Here is a 17,803-nt window from a genome sequence, read left to right as displayed (position 1 = left end):
GTTGCCGAGACGGCGCCGCAGGGGCCGATTCCATGACTGTCGGAGCCACCATCATGAGCATCGTTGCCAATGCCTTTACCGCCGCCGTCGTGCGCCAGCAGGGCGGCCCGTTTCAACTCGAAGACATCCGGATTGGCGCCCCGCGGCACGACGAAGTGCTGGTGCGGATCGTCGCGGCCGGGATGTGCCACACCGACATGGTGGCGCGCGACCAGGTCTATCCCGTGCCCCAGCCGATCGTGCTGGGTCACGAAGGCTCGGGGGTGGTCGAGGCCGTCGGCGCCGACGTCACCAAGGTGGCGCCGGGCGATCACGTGGTGCTGACCTTTCTCTCCTGCGGCCAATGCCGGGCCTGCCTGGAAGGCGCACCGGCCAGTTGCGAGCAGTTCAACCCACTAAATTTTTCCGGCCAGCGCAGCGACGGTTCCCATGCGCTGTGCGACCACAGCGGCACGGCGCTCAACGACCGTTTCTTCGGCCAGTCGTCGTTCGCCGCCTATGCCATGGCCAACGAGCGCAACGTGGTCAAGGTCCGCCAGGATGTGCCGCTGGAGCTGCTCGGGCCCCTGGGCTGCGGGATCCAGACCGGGGCCGGGGCGGTGCTCAATGCCCTGAAAGTCGGGGCCGGGGCCAGCTTCGCCGCCTTCGGTGGCGGCGCCGTGGGCCTGAGCGCGATCCTTGCCGCCCGGGCGGCGGGGGCGACCACGATCTTCGCCATCGATGTGCTGCCCTCGCGCCTGGAACTGGCCAGGGAGCTGGGCGCCACCCATGTGGTCGACAGCCGCGAGCAGGACGCGGTGGCGGTCATCCGCGAGGTGACGGGGGCGGGCGTCGACTTCGCGCTGGACTCCACCGGCATCCCGGCGGTGATCCGTTCGGCGGTCGCGGCGCTGCGCCCACGGGGCCGCTGCGGCATCGTCGGCGCGTCGAGGCCGGGGACCAACCTGGAGCTGGACGCCAACGACCTGATGCAGAACTGCAAGCATATTTTCGGCATCGTCGAAGGCGACAGCGTGCCGGACGTGTTCATCCCGCAGCTGATCGAGCTGTACCGGCAGGGGCACTTCGCCTTCGACCGGCTGATCCGCTTCTATCCCTTCGCGCAGATCAACCAGGCCGCGCACGACAGCGAAACGGGCCTGACCCTCAAACCGGTGATCCTCATCGATACCCAGGGCTGACCGGCGCGGCTCGCCCGGAGCGCGCCGGACTCAGTGTGCTGGCACCTGCTTCCAGTCGCGCAGCACGTCGATCAGGGCCCGCAGCTTGAGCGGGACGTGCTTGCGGTTGGCGTAGTACAGCCACATCGGCGGCAGGGGCTGGCAGGTGCCGGGCAGGACCTCCACCAGCCGGCCGCTGTCGAGGTCGGCGGCGATGCGTTCGCGGATGAACACATGGGCGATGCCGACGCCGGCGCGGGCGGCCTCTATCACCGCCTGGGTGTCGGTGCTGATGAAGCGCCCGGGTACATCCAGCTTCACCTCCTGCTGGCCGTCGTGCAGGTGCCATTTGTGCAGCTGCCCGCTGCTGGGAAAGCGAAAACGGATGCAGGCATGCTCGCGCAGATCGTCGATGCGCCGCGGCGCCGGGTGCCGTGCCAGGTAATCCGGGCTGGCCACCAGGGCGCAGTGCAACGGTGGCGTGATCTGTACCGCGAGCATGCCCGGATGCAGCGCGTCGGCCAGGCGGATGCCGGCGTCGAGCTGTTCCCTGACGATGTCCACCAGCTGGTCTTCGTAGCGGATTTCCAGGGTGACCCTGGGGTAGCGCTGGAAAAAATCCTCGAGCAGCGGCGCGACGATCAGGTGCCGGGCCATGTGCAGGGCGCTGATGCGCAGGTGCCCCGAGGGTTCGCCCTGGCTTTCGCCCAACTCGTCCCGAGCCTGCAACAGGCTGCGGTAGCCGGCTTCGCTGGCGTCGTGAAAACGCTGCCCGGTTTCCGTCAGGCTGACGCCGCGGGTGGTGCGGTGGAACAGCTTGCTGCGCAGTTCGCCTTCCAGCTGGCCGATGGCCAGGCTCACGGCCGCCGGGGTCACGCCCAGTACGGCCGCGGCGCGGGTGAAGTTGCCGGTCTCGACTACCGCCATGAAGACGTGCAGCCCGGCCAAGGGATCGCGTCGGCTCATTGTTAGAAATACTTGAAAGTGTTGTCGGGGAAATGCGGATTCTCTTAACGCTACGGGCTTCATAGACTCTTTTCAACCGCGAAGGAGTCCCCGCCATGCCCTGCATTGTCACCCTCGAATCCGCCCGGCTCATGCTCGACATGGGCATTGCCAGCGCCACGCAACGGCGGCTGGCGGTGTGCATCGCCCTCGTCGATGCGGGCGGCAACCTGCTGGCGTTCGTGCGCATGGACGACGCCGTGCCCGGCGCCATCGACCTGGCCCAGCGCAAGGCGCGCACCTCGGCGCTGTTTCGCACCGCCAGCGCCAGCCTCGGCGCGCTGTCGGGGCCGGGCCAGGCGTTGTGGTCGATCGAGCAGAGCAATGGCGGGCTGACCAGCTTCGCCGGCGGCTTGCCCCTGGTCGATCGCAACGGTAACTGCCTGGGCGCGATCGGGGTTTCCGGCGCGACCGCGGCCGAAGACGAGAGCATTGCCCGGGCCTGTGCCAGCGCCCTGGTTCCTGACATTTCCCTGGAGAAAAAGCATATGAAGCAAGCATCCAAACGCATTCTGGTGACCGGCGCCGGCTCGGGTTTTGGCCGTGAAGTGGCGCTGCGCCTGGCGGCCAAGGGGCATGAGGTGATCGCCGGGGTGCAGATCACCCCGCAGGTCACCGAGCTGCGCCAGCTCGCCGACAGCCTGGATCTCACGCTGCGGGTCGAGAAGCTGGACATCACCTCGGCGCGCGACCGCGCCTATGCCTGGCAGTGGCAGATCGACGTGCTGTTGAACAATGCCGGCGACGCCGAGACCGGCGCGATCGCGGAGATTCCCATGGATATCCTGCGTGGGCAGTTCGAGACCAACGTGTTCGCCAACCTGGAACTGACCCAGGGCTTCGTGCGGCAGATGGTCGAGCGGCGCCAGGGCAAGATCGTCTTCGTCTCGTCGATCGCCGGCCTGCTCACCGGGCCGTTCACCGGCGCCTACTGCGCCTCCAAGCACGCCCTGGAATCCATCGCCGAAGCGCTGCACATGGAACTGGCGGAGTTCGGCATCCAGGTCGCGACCATCAACCCCGGGCCCTATTCCACCGGCTTCAACGACCGGATGATGGAAACCTGGAAAAGCTGGTACGACCCGCAGAAGCACTTCACCGATCACGCCGGGCTGAAATTCCCGTTCGAGCAGTACGACCCCGAGGAGATGGTGGCGAAGATGGTCGAGGTGGTGGAGGCGGACGGCGGGGCCTTCCGCAACCTGTTGCCGGCGCACTTCGTCGATATCGTCAAGCAGGACCAGCGGGACGCGTGGACGCGCCAGCAGTCCTAAGCATTCAGTCGAACGCCACCTGCGGCGCGAGTTGCGGATACAGCGAGGTCATGTTCGCCAGGCAGCGCCGCAGAAGCGCTGCCTCCCCGGGCAAGCGCGTGGCCAGCCCGGCCCAGCCGGAAAATTGCAGGTACTCGGGCATGTCCACCAGTCCGGTGATCGCATCCCAGAACGCGTCCCAATTGGCGCCGTACCAGGCGGGAAAGCCCAGCGCATCGCGCAGGACGGCGTGCAACTCGGCGGCGCTGGTCACCGCGTCCAGGTCGATGCTCACTCGGGGCGGGCGGGTCATCTCGAATGCCTTCAGTGGTTGTACGGCCGGCAAGGATAACCCGACTTCGGTCTAGACCCGATGCACGGCGAAACCGGACTGGCCCTCGGCGATCTCCGGGCGCAGGGTCAGTTCCGGAATCCGGTAGGCTCCGGCGTTCTGCGGGCGGAAGGGGATGGGCGCGACCTGCTGCAACTGGTCGAGGCGCTGCCCGAGTTCCTCGCAGAGGCTGGCGTAGCGCGCCGGATCGATGCGCCCGGTGCGGTAGATCACGTAGGGCGGCAGGACGTCGAAGCCGGGGTAATAGAGGATGCCGTGGTGGATCGGGAACAGCAGGTCGTCGATCGGCCCGTTGATGCCCCGCGGGCTGTAGTGCGACTCCCAGCCGCCGGCCGTGACGATCAGCATCGCGCGCTTGCCGGCCAGGGTGCCTTCACCGTAACGGTCGCCCCAGCGTGCATCCGAGTGTTCGCCCACGCCATAGGCAAACCCGTAGGCGTAGACCCGTTCCACCCAACCCTTGAGGATCGCCGGCATGGAGAACCACCACAGGGGAAATTGCAGCAGCACGGTGTCGGCCCACCGCAGCTTTTCCTGTTCGTGCACGATGTCCGCCGATTGCAGGCCCTCGGCGAAGGCACGCTGGGAGTCCTGGGACGGATCGAAGCGGGCATCCGCCGGCCGGCCCAGGCTGTCGGCGGCGTCCAGCGGCGCCTTCCAGTTCATCGCGTACAGGTCCGACACCTGGACCGCGTGGCCGGCGGCTTCCAGGCGCTTGATCGAGAAGTCCTTGAGCGAGCCGTTCAAGGAGCGGGGTTCGGGGTGGGCGTATACCAACAGCACATTCATAGCAGGGTCTCCAACGGTGGGAGACAGCAGGATCGATGCTTGCCAGGTATATTGGAAATGAATATCCAATATCCCAGGTATTGTCGTGAATAATTTAAGGCGCTTGGACATCAACTTGCTGTTGACCCTGGATGTGCTGCTGGCGGAGCACAACGTGACCCGCGCGGCGCAGCGCCTGCACCTGTCGCAACCCTCGGTCAGCGTGCACCTGGCCAAGTTGCGCGAGCTCTTCGACGACCCGCTGTTGCTGCCGGGGCCTCGGGGCATGCGGCCCACCGCCCGGGCCGAGGCATTGCGCGAGCCGTTGCGCCGGGCGCTGGAGGCGCTGGAGCTGGCGGTGGCGCCGGCCAGCCCGTTCGACCCGGGCGCCGCGACGCAGACCTGGAGTGTGGCGGCCTCCGACTATGGCGAATCGACGGTGCTCCTGCCGGCCCTGGCCGGCCTGCGTGCGGCGGCGCCCGGCACCCGGCTGGCGGTGCACGAACTGGATCCCGCGCAGATGGTCCGGCAGGTCGAGCAGGGCGTCATCGACCTGGCCCTGCATACCCGCGAGGACGCGCCGCCGGGGCTGCGGCACCGGGTGCTGTTCAGCGAACGTTATGTGCTGGTGGGGCGCGCCGGCCATCCGCGCTTGCGACGGCGTCCGAGCCTGGCGCAGTTCGGCAAGCTGGATCATGTGGTGGTCTCGCCCGATGGCGGTGGCTTCCATGGCATCACCGACAGCGTGCTGGCGCAGGCGGGGCTGGCACGGCGGGTGGTGCTGTCGGTGCCGCACTTCCTGTTCGTGCTCTCGACGCTGGCCAGCACCGACCTGGTGGCGATGCTGCCGGCGCGGCTGGTGCGCGACAACCCGGCGCTGAAGGTGGTCGAGCCGCCGCTGGCGGTGCCGGGCTACGAGATGGTCATGCTCTGGCACGAGCGCAGTCATCGCGATCCGGCTCACCGCTGGCTGCGCGAATTTATCGTCGCTGCGCTGTGAGCCGTCAGGACGCCTCCGGTGTCTCCCACGGCGCGCCCTGGGCGAAACGTGCCTCGATCCACTGTTTGAAGGCCAGGGTGCTGGCGCTGGCGAAGCGCGCCGAGGGACGCAGCAGAAAGACTCCCGAGTCGCTGTCCAGTTGCCACTGCGGCAATACCCTGAGCAGTCGCCCCGACGCTAGGTCCTGGTGCATCAGCCAGTCGCCGCCGGCGAGAATGCCGACACCGGCCCGGGCGGCGACCAGCAGCGCCTCGTTGTCGTTGCTCTGCAGGCTGCCCCGCACGCGCACGGTTGCCTGCTCGCCCTGGCGGGTCAGGCGCCAGTCGGGCCAGGAGCGCAGGCCGGTGAAGCCCAGGCAATTGTGCTGGTCCAGATCGGCGGGCACCTGCGGCTGGCCATGGCGTTGCAGGTAGGCGGGGGCGGCGCAGAGGATGCGGCGGTGGGCGCAGAGCTTGCGCGCTACCAGTTGGCTGTCGGCCAGTTCGCCGATGCGGATCGCGGCATCGAAACCTTCGCCGACCAGGTCGACGAAACGATCCGAATACTCGGTCTCCAGCTGTACTTCGGGATGGGCCAGGGCGAACTCGGCGAGGATCGGGCTGAGCCAGCGCCGGCCCATGGCCGCCGGCAAGGCCAGGCGCAGGCGGCCACGGACCTGCGCCGCGCCCCGGGATGCCTCCTGCTCGGCTTCGCCGATCAGGCCCGCGGCATGGCGCAGGCGCTCCACCAGGCGCGCGCCGGCGTCGGTGAAGCGCAGTTGCCGGGTGATGCGCTGCACCAGGCGAATGCCCAGGCGGTCCTCCAGTGCCGCCAGGCGCTTGGATAGCACCGAAGAGTGGCGCTGCAAGGCCCGCCCCGCGGCGGCGAAAGAGCCGTGCTCGAAGAGTGCCAGCAAGGTGGCGAGCTCATCGGCCTGGCGGCTGTCGAACAGATCCATGTGCCTGGGGGCCTCGTCGTGGGAGCGGAAGAAGGGGAGGCTCAAGGTAGCAGCACGATGGCGCCTTGTGCGCGTCCGTCGTGCAGGTCGGCATGGGCCCGGGCCACCTCGGCCAGGGGATAACGCTGCCAGATCCGTGGCTGGATGATACCCGCGGCGCAAGCGGCGAGCACATCGGCGGCGCGCTCCTGGTACTCGTCGACGGTGGCGGTATGGGCGGCGAGGGACGGGCGGGTCAGGAACAGCGAGCCCTTGGCATTGAGGGTGCCGACCGACACCGGCTCGGGGACGCCCGACGCGGCGCCGAAGGACACCAGCACACCACGTGGGCGCAGGCTGTCCAGCGAGGCCTCGAAAGACAGCCGGCCGATCGGGTCGTACACCACGTCGACCTTGTGCCCGTGCGTCGCCTCGACAACCTGCCGGGCGAGGGTGGCGGCCTCGAAGACCAGCACCGTGTCGCAGCCGGCTTGCCGGGCCCGCTCGACGCTTTGCGGCTTGGACACCACGCCAATCACGGTGGCGCCCAGGTGCTTGGCCCAGGGCACCATTAACTGGCCCAGGGCGCCGGCGGCGCCGTAGATCAACACCCGGCTACCCGGCCCGACCGGGTAGGTGGTTTTCAGCAGGTATTGCGCGGTGATGCCCTTGAACAGCAAGGCCGCGGCCGCCTCCGAGGTCAGCTCCGGCGGCAGCTTGACCAGACGCTCGGCCGGATACAGGCGGCCGCTGGCATAGGCCCCCAGGGGCCCGGTGGCGTAGGCGACCCGGTCGCCCACCTGGACCTGGGTGACCCCGGCACCCACCGCCATGACCCGCCCCGCACCCTCCAGGCCGAGCCCGCTGGGCAGGGGCACCGATACGGCACCACTGCGTTGGCTCAGATCCAGCGGGTTGACGCCGATGGCCGTCTGCTCCAGCCAGACCTCGCCGCTCCCCGGGGCCTGCGCCTGCACCTGCTCGAACTGCAACACCTGCGGGCCGCCCACTTTGTGAAGTTTTACCCGTGTGAACATGCTCGATCTCCTTGGAACCTTGGGTTGGGTATCCAGAGTAGGGGCTGTGCTTTGGCGTCAACAATCAGGCCCGATGCATATGACTGCTGCATGCAGTGCAGCAGTTGGCAAACAGATCCGCTGGAAAGCTGCCGATTCATCGAGTCTTACCCCGGGGAAGCCATGCCGGATCGCTCGCCCCTTTGCAGCCAGCCACACAACCACTATGCTGCGTGGCCGCGAGGGCGGGGCAGGCGCCACTAAGATGTTGAATTATTTCATTTCTATCCTTGACATGCCCTGCGAACAAGTCCAGAATTGCGTCCATTCCTGATTCAGGAAGGCGAAAAACCCCTTAGAATTCAAAGGGTTGGATGGTAGATCAAGATTCAGGTCAAGATCGGCTTTCCAGCTTCGAGTTGTACGCCTTTGATGCAGTTGTAAAGCATCGAAAGTTTGGCCGAGTAGCAAAATGGTTATGCAGTGGATTGCAAATCCACCTACGCCGGTTCGATTCCGACCTCGGCCTCCAAACTGAAAACCCCGTAGATCAATGATCTACGGGGTTTTTTATTGCCTGCGATTTGACGAACGCTTCCACAACTATCTATGCCGCTTCCGCAACTCGACGTCATTTCGTAGGGCTGACGATCTCGCCGACCCGGCGATAGACCTTCTTCGTCATCTCTTCTTTCGAGTGCCCTAAGAGCCTGCTGGCATGGCCAATATCTTCGATTTCGCTGGCTGCTTTCGGTCGAATATCCCTGAACTGGAACTTCCGAATTGTTGTTGCAAGCTCATCATCACCAGAGGCCGTCGCCTTCATAGCGGCCTTTTCTCTTGCTTCATCCCATCTATTGCGCAGCATGGGGTAGCTCATGCGAAGGCCTGACTGATTCGTTATCAGAATCGAGTTTTTGATGCCGGCGAGATTTTTCCTCTCAAGAAGCCCGTCGATGAAGAGGCTCAAGCCGGAAGCTGATTCTCCATCGCGCAGTCTGATTCGCAAGCGCTTCTCCGTTTTTCCCTGCACGACATTGAGAAAGCCATTGTTCAGATCGAGTGTTGACGTCTTGATGACGTCCCCCGGCCGCTGGCCGGTAAGGTAGGCGAGATCCATAGCGTCCTTCAGCTCCTGAGGAGCTACCTCGTAAACAGCATCCCAAACCAGATCGCCTGCATAGAAGTCGCGAGGGATCTCTTTGTTTCGACGAAGGCCTAGGCAAGGATTGGCTCGGTCGGTAAGGCCCCATTCGCGTGCGTGCGTGAAAATTGTCGAAAGCAGGGCCAGTTCTCTGTTGGCGCGGACCTTTGCGGTTCGAGTGTCACGATACTGGGCAAGAACTTGTGTGGTAATAGCCTCGACGGGAGCCGACTCGAATGCTTTCCTGAGTTGCCTCATCCCCTTTGTGTAGTCATCCCTGGTGCCTTTTTTCAGGCTGGGCATGATCTTGTCTTCGTACTCGTCGAACAGGCGAGCCATCAAGTGCATAGGCTTTGGCATGACCTTTCGGTCAAGCCGCGCCCATTCGATCTTTGCGTCATCCAGATCGGTCCCCAGTGGGATTTCAACCCTTTTCCCCTCTGAGGTCTTGCCGCAGTAGTAATAACAAACCAAAATTTTCCCGCTCTTCATCTTCCTGATCCGCCGAATCATCCGTGGCGGCAGATCCAGGTTTGCGGCTTTCCTTTTTCGCATCAACTTACCTTCGAGAGGTCCAGAGTCCAGGTTTCGGCGACTGCATTCGTTGCCGATGGTTTCAAGCCGGCCAGCTTCAGTCGGGCGTAGACCCTTCCCACTACCGGCCTCCTGGCTCCGGTGAGAGCGTATTGCCATCCGTTATTTGCCAGCCATGCGATTTGTTTGGTCGGTTTGTGGTAGCCGGTGATTGCCGCCAGCTCTTCGTCGGCGAGTGTCTCGCTTTGAGTTTCCATGTAATGCTCCGCGCCGCCGTCGGCGGCAGAGGGTTAGTCAGGGCCTGGCCCGCTGGATGATGTAAACGACGCAGCTGGCGACTGCGGCAAGCCACAGCATCGAACCAGCGAACGCGGCGATGAGGGCGGCATCGGTCCCGCTTTCCCACATTGCCGGGACTGCGTAGAAGAACCAGCCGAGGGTGATCAGCAGGAATGCGAGCATGCCCACCAGGATCTCGAAGAGTTTTTTCGCGTTCATAGGGATTCCTCGCCGGCCGTCTCCGGCCGGGGTGATGGATAGGGGGGGATGGTCAGGCCTTGGCCGGAAACCACTCGTTGTCGTATTCGAACTGTGTGGCGATTTCGACAGAGATATGCGGGATCTCGCGCTCGAAGCGGAGGGTTCCGTAGTGATGGCCGACGAAGGCCTTCGCCTCTTCGTGTTCGCCCGGCTCGTTGTCCTGGCTATCCGTCGACCTATGCGGGCCGCGGCGAACTCCCTTACTTCCGGCTCGTAAGCTCACATTCAGCGGCCAGCTTGAGCAGGTTTCGCGTTGTCGGCTTGAACCCTTCGGTGTTGGGGTAGTACTCGTGACGGTGCCCTTCAGGGTACGACTCGAACGGCCCATGCCACATCCAGTTCATGCGCCACAATGCCCAGCAGGTGTAGGCATCCTGGCCCTCTCCCCAATAGTCGACGCCGCCACCCACTGACATGACATTGTTGATGCAGGAGTTCTGCTCATACGCGAGCTCGGAAGGCTCCCTGTCTACCCAGGCCTTTCCGAACAAGCTCGGGAGGAGAGTGACCAGGCGCTTGCTGAGTTTCTTCTCGATGCGAGCTTTCATCGCTTCGGCCCCTTGTAGATGTTCCAGCCAATGAACAGCAGGGCGGGTAGGGCGAGGAAGATCATGGCGTCACCTCGCGGCGCGCCCACTGCACATACGGGCCGTCATCGGTATCGAAGATTCCGAGTAGGAACCAGTCGTATACCGGTGGTGTTTCTGGCTCCCAGCCAAGGCAGTGCGGCTCACCGGCGTCCCAGTAGGGGTGGGACTCCAAGTCGGAATCCATGTGCCAACCGACCACCTTCAGGCCCTGGGTATCGAGCCATGCTTTGTAGGCTTCGGCGTCCTCATCGAATTCCGGAATGTCCGGGTGATACCAGTACCCGCTCTCGTCGCGCACGACTTCGATGGGGCCAATCAGCTTTTCTTCAGGCATGACGATTCCTCCGCCGCGGTTGCGGCAGTGAGTGTTGAGTGATAGAGGGGAGAGGGATTACTGCTTGTTGAGGCGGGCTACGGCGTCGAGGCAGGCGTTCCAGATTTCTGCCTCTCGGTCATCATCGACCGCAGTCATGCAGGACGGCTCAGGCTTGCGATCGGGCAGCACCACCGCGGCCGGGGCTGGCTGCTCGGCTGGACGGGTGTAGAGCTTCGTTCCGGGCATCACGCTCATTCGGTCTGCAAGCCAACTCAGTCCGTGGGCTGGGTCGAGCCACGCCACCGGCTCGCCCTGGGGCTGGGCGGCTGGCGGGCTTTCCCGGTCCAGGCGGCAACCGTTCGCACAACCACCGCAGGCGCCGCAGGATTCAGCAGGAGCAGCGAGAAGGGCCAGAAGCTCGTCTACAGCAGCCCGGCATTCGTCACAGTTCGAGGCATAGGTGAACCCAAGCATGCGGTCTGCCTCGTTTGCAACGCGCTCCAGCAGCTCACGCGGCACGCTGATCATTTCGCTATTGCTCATGGCTTACTCCGTTCTTTGCTGTCGGCATGAGCGCCGTGATATATGGCCCACTTGCTCCAGTGGATGCATGACTCGTCATCGCTTTCATCGTGCCGCCACATGAAGTGGCCGCTGTCTAGCTGGAGCAGCTTGTAGCCTTCAGGCATCTTGAGACGCCCAAGGCAATGACTAGCGTCCTGGTTGCTCATGGCTTCGCTCCTACGGTGCGGATCTCGGTCCCTGGCTCGGCGTAGTCAACGGCGGTTTTGACTTCTACAGCCACACCGTCAACCACAGCGCCGCAGTCGCACAGCCCAAAGGCGTCGCCGTCTTTCACGCTGGCGCAGGTGTAGGAATGAGCTTTGACCATCTGCACTCGCGGGTACTCCGGCGTGCTCGGCTCTGCGCTGCACTTAGGGCACGGCCTCATATTCATGTGGTCAGCGCTCACGCTGAGGCGCCCCTGGCAGAAACTGCACATATGCTCTGCGCTGGCGGATAGGGCGTCGCGCAATGCGGCCATTGCTGCGTGCATATCCTTGATGTTGTCCGCCGCCGCCCATGCCTGAACCGCGCGATTCATCAGCGCATCCCGCTCGGCCATTAACTCCAGGCGCTCAGCCGCCAGAGCCTGCCATGCTGCCAACTGGTCGCGTAGGCTGTCGCGCTCTTGCTCCAGCTCGTCTACGCGCTGATCCCGGTCGTTCAGGCGCTGCTGTAGGGCGTCGCGCTCGGCTTTTACGTGCTCGAAGTCTTCAGCTGCTACGTGAGTGCCGTGCGGGCTTGGGTAGAACTCTTGCATATTCCAGTTAGCTGACACGCGTTTTACTTCGGGCATGGTGAGTCCTTGCCGGGTAGGCCGGCGTTGAGGGGGGGTTATGCGGCTTCTGCTTGTCGATCAGCTGCGCGCCATGGGTCGTTGGCCCTGGCCAGCGCTGCCATAGGAGGTGGGCTCACACTGTTGCCGCACATGTGCACCTGCTGGGTCTTTGTGAAGGGCTTTCCGTCGGCGCCACGATCGATGATGTAGTCGGCCGGGAAGCCCTGGGCCTTGTAGAGTTCCGACGGCTGCAGCATCCGCAAGCAAATGTCGACGATCACGTAAGGGGTCCCCTTGATGGTTACGGTGACCAGACCCAGGCGGTCCTTGGTGGTGATGGTCGGAGCAGGTGCGTCGGCTCCGCTGATGTTTTCGGTTCCGTAGTAACTGATCAGGAAAGCGGCGACACGCAGCGCACTGGCTTCATGCTCCTGCGAGAGCGTGTACTGGACCAGTGCGTGATGTTCGGCGCCGGCGGTCATGGTTGGCACCGGTTCACCCATCGCCCGGCCAACGCAATGCTTGCGCAACGTCGCCAGATTGGCGCTCACCAGTGTCTGCTGCTGTCCCGTAGTGAGTGTTGGAACCGGTCCATCAACGCAGGACGGCCTATGTCCGGTGGTGTTGGTCATCAGTGTGGCTGTCACCAGCTGCTGCTGGCTTCCGGTGTTTGTGAAGCCGCCGTTCATCTGGGCCATGAACACCGTGGATATGCCCATTGCGTGGGCCGCGCCGGCTGGGCGCTGGTAGTTCCCGCCGCTGGTGATGGTCGGCAGCGGCTTGTCGAGCGCTTTGCCTTCGTCCTCGAACCGAAACTTCACCAGGTGCGCCGCAGCGATTGCGCGGTGGTTCTGGGTCATCAACGTCCCGGCAGGCTGATCTACGGCGGCTGGCTTGCCGGAATACTCAGGGCCACCTGCACCAACCAGCACCGCGCCGGTGAGGGCGTGTTTCACCCCTCCAGCGACAACAGTACCCAGAGGCTGATCGATGCCCGGTACACGTGGTTCCTGGCCCGTGCGCTCGCCATATCCCGTTTGGATCAGGGTCGGGCTGATCAGCGTCAGCTCGCCGCGATTCGCGCAGGTGACGGTTGGCAGCGGGGCGGTCGGGTCGTTGATCCGGTCGCTGCCCTGATGCGTGGCCGGTGCAATGATCGGGCTAGCCATGGCGAACGATCCGCCGCGGGGCCATGAGGTCACTGTACGCAGAGGCTCATGCGCTGACTGCACACTGTCGCCGGACCAGTTCGCAATTGGCACGATGAACGGGTCGGCGGTATCGAGGACGAATTTCTTCATGCCCTTGGCAATCCGGCGCAGGGTTGCAGGGGCCAACGGTTTCGGACGGTCGAAAATGCTCTTGCTCGGGATCGTCCAGTCGATGCACTCGGCGGCGGTGCGCCACTTCTTTTGGCCCTTGGCCGGGTTCTTGGCGTGGGTCGGTTCTGGCCACACGATGGGCTGGCCATCGCACCGGGCGATCATGAACAGGCGTTCACGGCTGGTCGGTGCGCCATAGTCGCAGGCCTTCAGCACCCGCCATTCAACGGCATAGCCGAGGCGCTGCAGCTCGGCGACGAAAACCGCCCAGGTCTGGCCGCGGCGTTTCGGGTCGGGCACCAGGAACTGCTGGTGGACCGGCACAACCTCGCCGGGTGCCGCAATGCCGCCGTCGAGCTTCACCACGCGGCCGGTGACTTTGTCGCGCTTGGCAACCAGCGGCCCCCATTGCAGGATCTGTTTCACGTTCTCCAGGCTGATCACCCGGGGCTTTTTCTTTCCGGCCCACTTCAAGCCGATCCACGAAAGGTTCCGGATCTCGCGCTTGCGCGGCTGGCCGCCGGCGGCCTGGCTGTGGTGCGTGCAGTCCGGCGACATGTGGAACCAGCCAACGGCCTTGCCGCCGCACTCGGTATCCGGATCACCGTCGAACACGTCGGTGGTGTAGTGCACGGCGCCCGGGTGATTCACGGTGTGCATGCTGATCGCCGCAGGGCTGTGGTTCTTCGCCACATTCACCGCGCGGCCCAGGCCCATCTCCAGCCCGGTGCCAGCGCCGCCGCCACCGCAGAAGAAGTCCACCACGATTTCGTCGTCTTGTGGAACGAAACCAAGGCCGTACTGGGTTTTGAAGTCGAGAGGGTTCTTTTTCCGAAATGCAGACATGGGCGGTCCTCGCCTAGGTGGCGTGATTCGTTGAAATTTGGAGGAGGAGCAAGGTACTGAGGCGACTACAGGTCTATCTCGCCTGTGTCGATCTTGCGTAGCTCCATTACCTCGATGCGCTGCGTGCCATCGGTGATCACCCAGCAAGGCAGCTCAAGGTTGCGGAATGTGCCGTGGTAGCTGCGGTATGCGCCGAGCGTTGCCTTCCGGAACGAGTCGGCGGCGACCCGGCCAATCGACATCGGGCTACCCCCCCCCCCCCAACAGGCTCAGTTCGTACACAGTGGCATTGGCGATTCGCTTCGACGCCGCGCGGATCGTGTTCGGGGAGAGCTTGAAGTCCTGGGCAACCTCGGCAACGTGCTTGTAGGTCAGGGCGTCGTGGATCTGCTGGTCGCGGGCGCCATTACGCAGACCCGCATAGATGATTGCGTGCATGGTTTTCTCCGGGCAGCCGATGGCTTGGTCTGGCTGGCGTTCATCGTTTGAGAGGGGAAGGCGCTGGCGGGCAGCGCCGGAGGGTCAGGCCCGGCGAACCTTGAAGCCGAACATGCACTCGATGTCGTGGTACTCGCAGCGCTCATAGGCCTTGTACTTGGCCTGCGACGGCGTGCTGGCGAACACATCGACAATGGCTCGATTGGTGATGTCCCACCAGTCCCATCCCGCGACGAGCACCTGGTAGCGCTTCAGCGGCAGCTTCTTGGCCATCTCGCCGTACTGCATTTCCCAGGTAGGGTGGTAGTTGCGGATGCGCTTCTTCGGGTCGCTGTCCAGAATGACGCCGATGTACTGGCCCCGGTCTGCCATGATGACGCCGGGCTCACCGTTGGCGATCACGCGGCGCCCGATCTCGGCGGGCACGTCGTAGTGGCGGCGAACGTAGTCGCAGTTGTAGTTGCTCATGGCTTTCTCCAAGCATGCGCCGCCCTCCGTACTGGTGGCGGCATGGTGGCAATTTGGGTTTGGATGGGGTATTACGGATGACCGGCATGGGGTCGGTATAGGCAGTTAGGAGGAGCTATGGCCGAGCGAAACCAGTACGGACTTGGTCGGTACGTACCGCAGGATGTCCGCCGCGAAGTTCGAAGACGTTGCGGGTTTGGATGCGTTAAGTGTGGTTTGGCTTACTATGACTACGAGCACTTCGACCCTGACTTCAAGGACGCCAAAGAACACAATCCAAATGGAATGACTCTACTTTGCATGCAGTGCAATCAGAAGCGCGCGCGCGGGACTTTGTCAGCTGCAACTGTTGCCAGGGCGAACGAGAACCCAAAGTGCAAACAGCAGGGCTTTGCCTCGGAATTGTTTGATTTTGGCCCTGAACCAATTGAAGTGAAATTTGCGGGCGTGAGCTTCATTAATTGCAAAGTTCTTGTTCAGGTCCGTGGTGTCGACATGTTATCGGTTAGCCCCCCTGAGGAGCCCGGCGCACCATTTCTGCTCTCGGGGTTTCTTGCCGATGCAACCGGCGCAACCACACTGAAGATCGTTGATAACGTGTGGTCTGCAGGCGACAGCAATTGGGATGTAGAGGTTGTTGGACCTCTTATAACAATTCGGCGTGGCCCTGGAGACATAGCGCTGCAGGTCCGGGCAATACCTCCGCATGCAATCTCTATCGAACGAATCGACATGCAATTCGAGGGATATTTCTTGCAGGGAGACGAGGACTCTTTGCGAATCTCTATGGATGGAAAGAGCTTGCATACTTGCTCGACAGTAGCAATGCGCGATTGTGGTGTGGGTATAACCTTGAATTAGCGCGCTTCTTCTGAGCGCTTCAAGGTAGCCCTCTGATCTGGATGCTGTTCTCTGCTGCGATCATCTGCACCCGCTTCACCCTGATGGACATCGCCGCGGCGATCTGCGTGGAGCTGAGACCGCTTTCGGCGTGCTTGCGAACCTCTGGCGCCAGGCGAGCGCGTTCGATCCGCAGGCGCTCCTGATGGCCTTTCGCGCCGTAGTCCATCGTTTCGCCGCTGACGCCCTGTGCAATCTGCTGCGCCACTCCGCCGCGGCCGAAGAACTGGTCCAGCTTGCGGTTCAGGTCGTCGATGATGCTGTCCCGCGGATGCGGCATTGGCTCCCCAATCATTTCGCCCAGCCCTCGAAATTGACCTTTGCGCCGTCGGCGCGCGCCTCCAGCACCTGGGCCAAGTTGATCGCCGCCTTCCAGCTGAAGCGGAACCCCTTCACCTTTCCGGTGGACCGCTCGATCACGTGGTAGGCGCTCGGGCCTTTCGTGATCACCTGGAAACGAACTTTGCTGGCGGGTGCGTCCTTGCCGATCATGGCGTAGAACTCGGCAGTGGCCGCGGTTGCGCGAATGTGAAGTGCGATATTGCCGTCGATACGAGCTTGCATTGCAGGGTGCATGGCTTATCCCTCGGTAGTGGGGTTGCGTTCACTCGTCAGCACTCTGGCCGCCTGCCGGTTGCCGTTGGGCGCAGGGGAGAGTGCTGGCGAGTAAAGGCAGGTGAAAAAAAGCCCGATCATTGACCGGGCTTTCCTGTTGCTCACTGGCACCACCCTACGTGAGCGACACCCAGGCCCGCTTCTGGCGACAGCCTGGGTTTGTTGCGCCAAATTGTCCGTATACGCTGGGGTGGCCTACCGGTTACCCGGTTGATGCGCGGCGACATCGGCGGCCCACTTTCCGCTGCCTGTCCAGGTGATGGGCGTAGCCTTCAGGCTTACTACGCCACACGGGTTTTTGGGCGGGGAAGCCGCGTCAGAGCGCTGCGACCCCGCTGGTACAGCCCCTCAGAATTAGAAGGAACATTGGATTCTCCAGCTGGTTGTGATGCAGGGGGGCGGCTCTGCCGGTGTGTGCTCATCCGCATCCCAAAGCCCGCTACACGAACGGGCAGAGGTGATGCTCAGGCGACTTCAAGCAGGGCGATGGCGGTGCGGTAGTGCGCCGCGTTCTTGCGGTTGTTTTCGGCGCCTTCCAGGTCGCCCTCGGCCTCTTGGATCGGCGCGTTGGTTTCGGCGGTGGTGGCGAACCTGTCCAGGTCTGCAATGGCGGCTTCGTGTTCCATGGGGTGTTCCTCTGGGTTGTGAATCAAGAAAGCAGATCGGGCGCCTCGGCACGCCGGACGATGCGCACTTGCGCTGTTCGGCGCTCCGGCACGCGACGATCACGCCGCATTGAGTTGTCGTCGAACATCGAGTGCATGGCGATCAGCGCCGCAAGGAAGACGCACATCGGCGAAATGATCTGGCGGCGCATGGCCTCGGCCACCAGTGCGGTGCGCCGCGTCACGCCGAGCTTGAACATCGCATTGGAGATGCGCTTGACCACCGTGCCCGGCGCAATGCCAGCCTCCTTGGCGATCTCCTTTGCGGTGAAGCCCTGGGCAACCCAGAGCAGGAACTGAAGTTCTCGCGGTGCAAGGCCGCGTCCGAGGTGACCCTTCCATGCGCCGCTGTTGAGTGTGGCTTCCATCGTTGTGACTCCCGGTTGTTTTCCCGCTGCCACCGATGCGGTGGCAGAAGTGAAAAGATCCGTGTTGGCGGCCGGCGATCAGCTACTGGCTTCGTTCTCGCCGGCCATCTTCGTGTTGTTTCTCCGGCCGCGACCCCTGTCCGCCGGAAAACTGGTTGTGGCGCTTTACGCTGCGCACCCGGGTCAGTTGCCAACCCTCTGAACCGTTGAGGCCGGTTCATCGCTGCCTTTGATGAACAATACCT

The 17,803-nt window shown here is 63.5% G+C and carries 24 protein-coding genes, 1 tRNA gene and 1 pseudogene; 6 read left to right on the top strand and 20 right to left on the bottom strand.

Translation table 11 applies throughout. The features are described 5' to 3' along the window. The first annotated feature begins 32 nt into the window (after positions 1 to 32). Positions 33 to 1,181 (top strand): NAD(P)-dependent alcohol dehydrogenase, encoded by a 1,149-nt coding sequence (locus tag TO66_RS18310; protein WP_218187720.1) that lies wholly within the window; start codon positions 33 to 35, stop codon positions 1,179 to 1,181. Positions 1,182 to 1,211: 30 nt separating this feature from the next. Here the strand turns inward: TO66_RS18310 and TO66_RS18305 are convergent, their stop codons facing one another. Beyond that, the gene (locus tag TO66_RS18305) at positions 1,212 to 2,126 is read right to left on the bottom strand and encodes a LysR family transcriptional regulator (RefSeq protein ID WP_044463596.1); all 915 of its coding nucleotides are present in this window, start codon (positions 2,124 to 2,126) and stop codon (positions 1,212 to 1,214) included. 95 nt (positions 2,127 to 2,221) lie between these two features. On the opposite strand from TO66_RS18305, the pseudogene TO66_RS33785 reads away from it, so the two are divergent. Both TO66_RS33785 and TO66_RS33780 read left to right on the top strand, forming a co-directional pair. Continuing rightward, positions 2,222 to 2,617, top strand: a pseudogene (locus TO66_RS33785) (GlcG/HbpS family heme-binding protein); the annotation flags it as partial. A 36-nt stretch (positions 2,618 to 2,653) separates the two neighbouring features. Next, entirely contained in the window at positions 2,654 to 3,439 is a 786-nt protein-coding gene (locus TO66_RS33780; protein ID WP_044466082.1) for an SDR family oxidoreductase, read from the top strand. A gap of 4 nt (positions 3,440 to 3,443) precedes the next feature. Here the strand turns inward: TO66_RS33780 and TO66_RS18295 are convergent, their stop codons facing one another. Both TO66_RS18295 and TO66_RS18290 read right to left on the bottom strand, forming a co-directional pair. Next, positions 3,444 to 3,731 carry a barstar family protein gene (locus TO66_RS18295; RefSeq protein ID WP_044463595.1) on the bottom strand — a complete coding sequence of 96 codons (288 nt, stop codon included), beginning with the start codon at positions 3,729 to 3,731 and terminating at the stop codon, positions 3,444 to 3,446. A gap of 51 nt (positions 3,732 to 3,782) precedes the next feature. After that, on the bottom strand, positions 3,783 to 4,559 hold the full coding sequence (locus TO66_RS18290; RefSeq protein ID WP_044463594.1) for an NAD(P)H-dependent oxidoreductase: 777 nt from the start codon (positions 4,557 to 4,559) through the stop codon (positions 3,783 to 3,785). 85 nt (positions 4,560 to 4,644) lie between these two features. Here TO66_RS18290 and TO66_RS18285 point away from each other — a divergent pair, with 85 nt between their 5' ends. Then, positions 4,645 to 5,538, top strand: a complete 894-nt coding sequence (locus TO66_RS18285; protein WP_044463593.1) for a LysR family transcriptional regulator — start codon at positions 4,645 to 4,647, stop codon at positions 5,536 to 5,538. Between the two features lie 4 nt (positions 5,539 to 5,542). Here the strand turns inward: TO66_RS18285 and TO66_RS18280 are convergent, their stop codons facing one another. Together TO66_RS18280 and TO66_RS18275 are read right to left on the bottom strand one after the other, a co-directional pair. Next, positions 5,543 to 6,475 (bottom strand): LysR family transcriptional regulator, encoded by a 933-nt coding sequence (locus tag TO66_RS18280; RefSeq protein WP_044463592.1) that lies wholly within the window; start codon positions 6,473 to 6,475, stop codon positions 5,543 to 5,545. Positions 6,476 to 6,516: 41 nt separating this feature from the next. Continuing rightward, the gene (locus TO66_RS18275) at positions 6,517 to 7,491 is read right to left on the bottom strand and encodes a quinone oxidoreductase (protein ID WP_044463591.1); all 975 of its coding nucleotides are present in this window, start codon (positions 7,489 to 7,491) and stop codon (positions 6,517 to 6,519) included. 437 nt (positions 7,492 to 7,928) lie between these two features. On the opposite strand from TO66_RS18275, the gene TO66_RS18270 reads away from it, so the two are divergent. Next, a tRNA-Cys gene (locus TO66_RS18270) sits at positions 7,929 to 8,002 on the top strand. A gap of 99 nt (positions 8,003 to 8,101) precedes the next feature. Here TO66_RS18270 and TO66_RS18265 read toward each other — a convergent pair. The 11 genes from TO66_RS18265 to TO66_RS18215 all read right to left on the bottom strand — a co-directional run bounded on the left by TO66_RS18265 (position 8,102) and on the right by TO66_RS18215 (position 15,010). Beyond that, complete coding sequence (locus TO66_RS18265; protein ID WP_044463590.1) at positions 8,102 to 9,169, bottom strand: tyrosine-type recombinase/integrase; 1,068 nt, start codon at positions 9,167 to 9,169, stop codon at positions 8,102 to 8,104. Then, the gene (locus TO66_RS18260; protein WP_044463589.1) at positions 9,169 to 9,405 is read right to left on the bottom strand and encodes a DUF4224 domain-containing protein; all 237 of its coding nucleotides are present in this window, start codon (positions 9,403 to 9,405) and stop codon (positions 9,169 to 9,171) included. The genes TO66_RS18265 and TO66_RS18260 overlap by 1 nt, the downstream gene beginning before the upstream one ends. Positions 9,406 to 9,442: 37 nt before the next feature. Then, complete coding sequence (locus TO66_RS18255) at positions 9,443 to 9,646, bottom strand: hypothetical protein (protein ID WP_044463588.1); 204 nt, start codon at positions 9,644 to 9,646, stop codon at positions 9,443 to 9,445. Positions 9,647 to 9,888: 242 nt separating this feature from the next. Continuing rightward, positions 9,889 to 10,236 (bottom strand): hypothetical protein, encoded by a 348-nt coding sequence (locus tag TO66_RS18250; protein ID WP_044463587.1) that lies wholly within the window; start codon positions 10,234 to 10,236, stop codon positions 9,889 to 9,891. 61 nt (positions 10,237 to 10,297) lie between these two features. Continuing rightward, the gene (locus TO66_RS18245) at positions 10,298 to 10,612 is read right to left on the bottom strand and encodes a hypothetical protein (RefSeq protein ID WP_044463586.1); all 315 of its coding nucleotides are present in this window, start codon (positions 10,610 to 10,612) and stop codon (positions 10,298 to 10,300) included. Positions 10,613 to 10,669: 57 nt separating this feature from the next. After that, entirely contained in the window at positions 10,670 to 11,137 is a 468-nt protein-coding gene (locus TO66_RS18240) for a hypothetical protein (RefSeq protein ID WP_044463585.1), read from the bottom strand. A gap of 184 nt (positions 11,138 to 11,321) precedes the next feature. Continuing rightward, the gene (locus TO66_RS18230) at positions 11,322 to 11,954 is read right to left on the bottom strand and encodes a hypothetical protein (protein ID WP_156162078.1); all 633 of its coding nucleotides are present in this window, start codon (positions 11,952 to 11,954) and stop codon (positions 11,322 to 11,324) included. A 38-nt stretch (positions 11,955 to 11,992) separates the two neighbouring features. Continuing rightward, positions 11,993 to 14,104, bottom strand: coding sequence for a DNA cytosine methyltransferase (locus TO66_RS18225; RefSeq protein WP_044463582.1), 2,112 nt, complete (start codon positions 14,102 to 14,104; stop codon positions 11,993 to 11,995). A gap of 65 nt (positions 14,105 to 14,169) precedes the next feature. Continuing rightward, positions 14,170 to 14,346, bottom strand: coding sequence for a hypothetical protein (locus TO66_RS33405; RefSeq protein WP_156162077.1), 177 nt, complete (start codon positions 14,344 to 14,346; stop codon positions 14,170 to 14,172). A gap of 4 nt (positions 14,347 to 14,350) precedes the next feature. Continuing rightward, positions 14,351 to 14,542 carry a hypothetical protein gene (locus TO66_RS18220; protein WP_044463581.1) on the bottom strand — a complete coding sequence of 64 codons (192 nt, stop codon included), beginning with the start codon at positions 14,540 to 14,542 and terminating at the stop codon, positions 14,351 to 14,353. Between the two features lie 84 nt (positions 14,543 to 14,626). Further along, positions 14,627 to 15,010, bottom strand: coding sequence for a hypothetical protein (locus TO66_RS18215; protein WP_044463580.1), 384 nt, complete (start codon positions 15,008 to 15,010; stop codon positions 14,627 to 14,629). A gap of 117 nt (positions 15,011 to 15,127) precedes the next feature. On the opposite strand from TO66_RS18215, the gene TO66_RS32700 reads away from it, so the two are divergent. Next, entirely contained in the window at positions 15,128 to 15,871 is a 744-nt protein-coding gene (locus tag TO66_RS32700; RefSeq protein ID WP_082061111.1) for a hypothetical protein, read from the top strand. 19 nt (positions 15,872 to 15,890) lie between these two features. Here the strand turns inward: TO66_RS32700 and TO66_RS18210 are convergent, their stop codons facing one another. From TO66_RS18210 to TO66_RS18200, 4 genes are all read right to left on the bottom strand, one after another. Then, a complete protein-coding gene (locus TO66_RS18210; RefSeq protein WP_052506138.1) occupies positions 15,891 to 16,190 on the bottom strand; it encodes a hypothetical protein in 300 nt (99 codons plus the stop codon). Positions 16,191 to 16,201: 11 nt separating this feature from the next. After that, positions 16,202 to 16,474, bottom strand: coding sequence for a hypothetical protein (locus TO66_RS18205; protein ID WP_256240638.1), 273 nt, complete (start codon positions 16,472 to 16,474; stop codon positions 16,202 to 16,204). Between the two features lie 515 nt (positions 16,475 to 16,989). Beyond that, complete coding sequence (locus TO66_RS33685) at positions 16,990 to 17,151, bottom strand: hypothetical protein (protein WP_177330409.1); 162 nt, start codon at positions 17,149 to 17,151, stop codon at positions 16,990 to 16,992. A 23-nt stretch (positions 17,152 to 17,174) separates the two neighbouring features. Continuing rightward, the gene (locus TO66_RS18200) at positions 17,175 to 17,558 is read right to left on the bottom strand and encodes a response regulator transcription factor (protein ID WP_044462325.1); all 384 of its coding nucleotides are present in this window, start codon (positions 17,556 to 17,558) and stop codon (positions 17,175 to 17,177) included. Positions 17,559 to 17,803: the final 245 nt, after the last annotated feature.

This window comes from Pseudomonas sp. MRSN 12121 (assembly GCF_000931465.1).
Lineage (GTDB): Bacteria > Pseudomonadota > Gammaproteobacteria > Pseudomonadales > Pseudomonadaceae > Aquipseudomonas.
The sequence above is the reverse complement of the archived record's forward strand: the minus strand, read 5'-3'. Positions and strand labels throughout refer to the sequence as shown.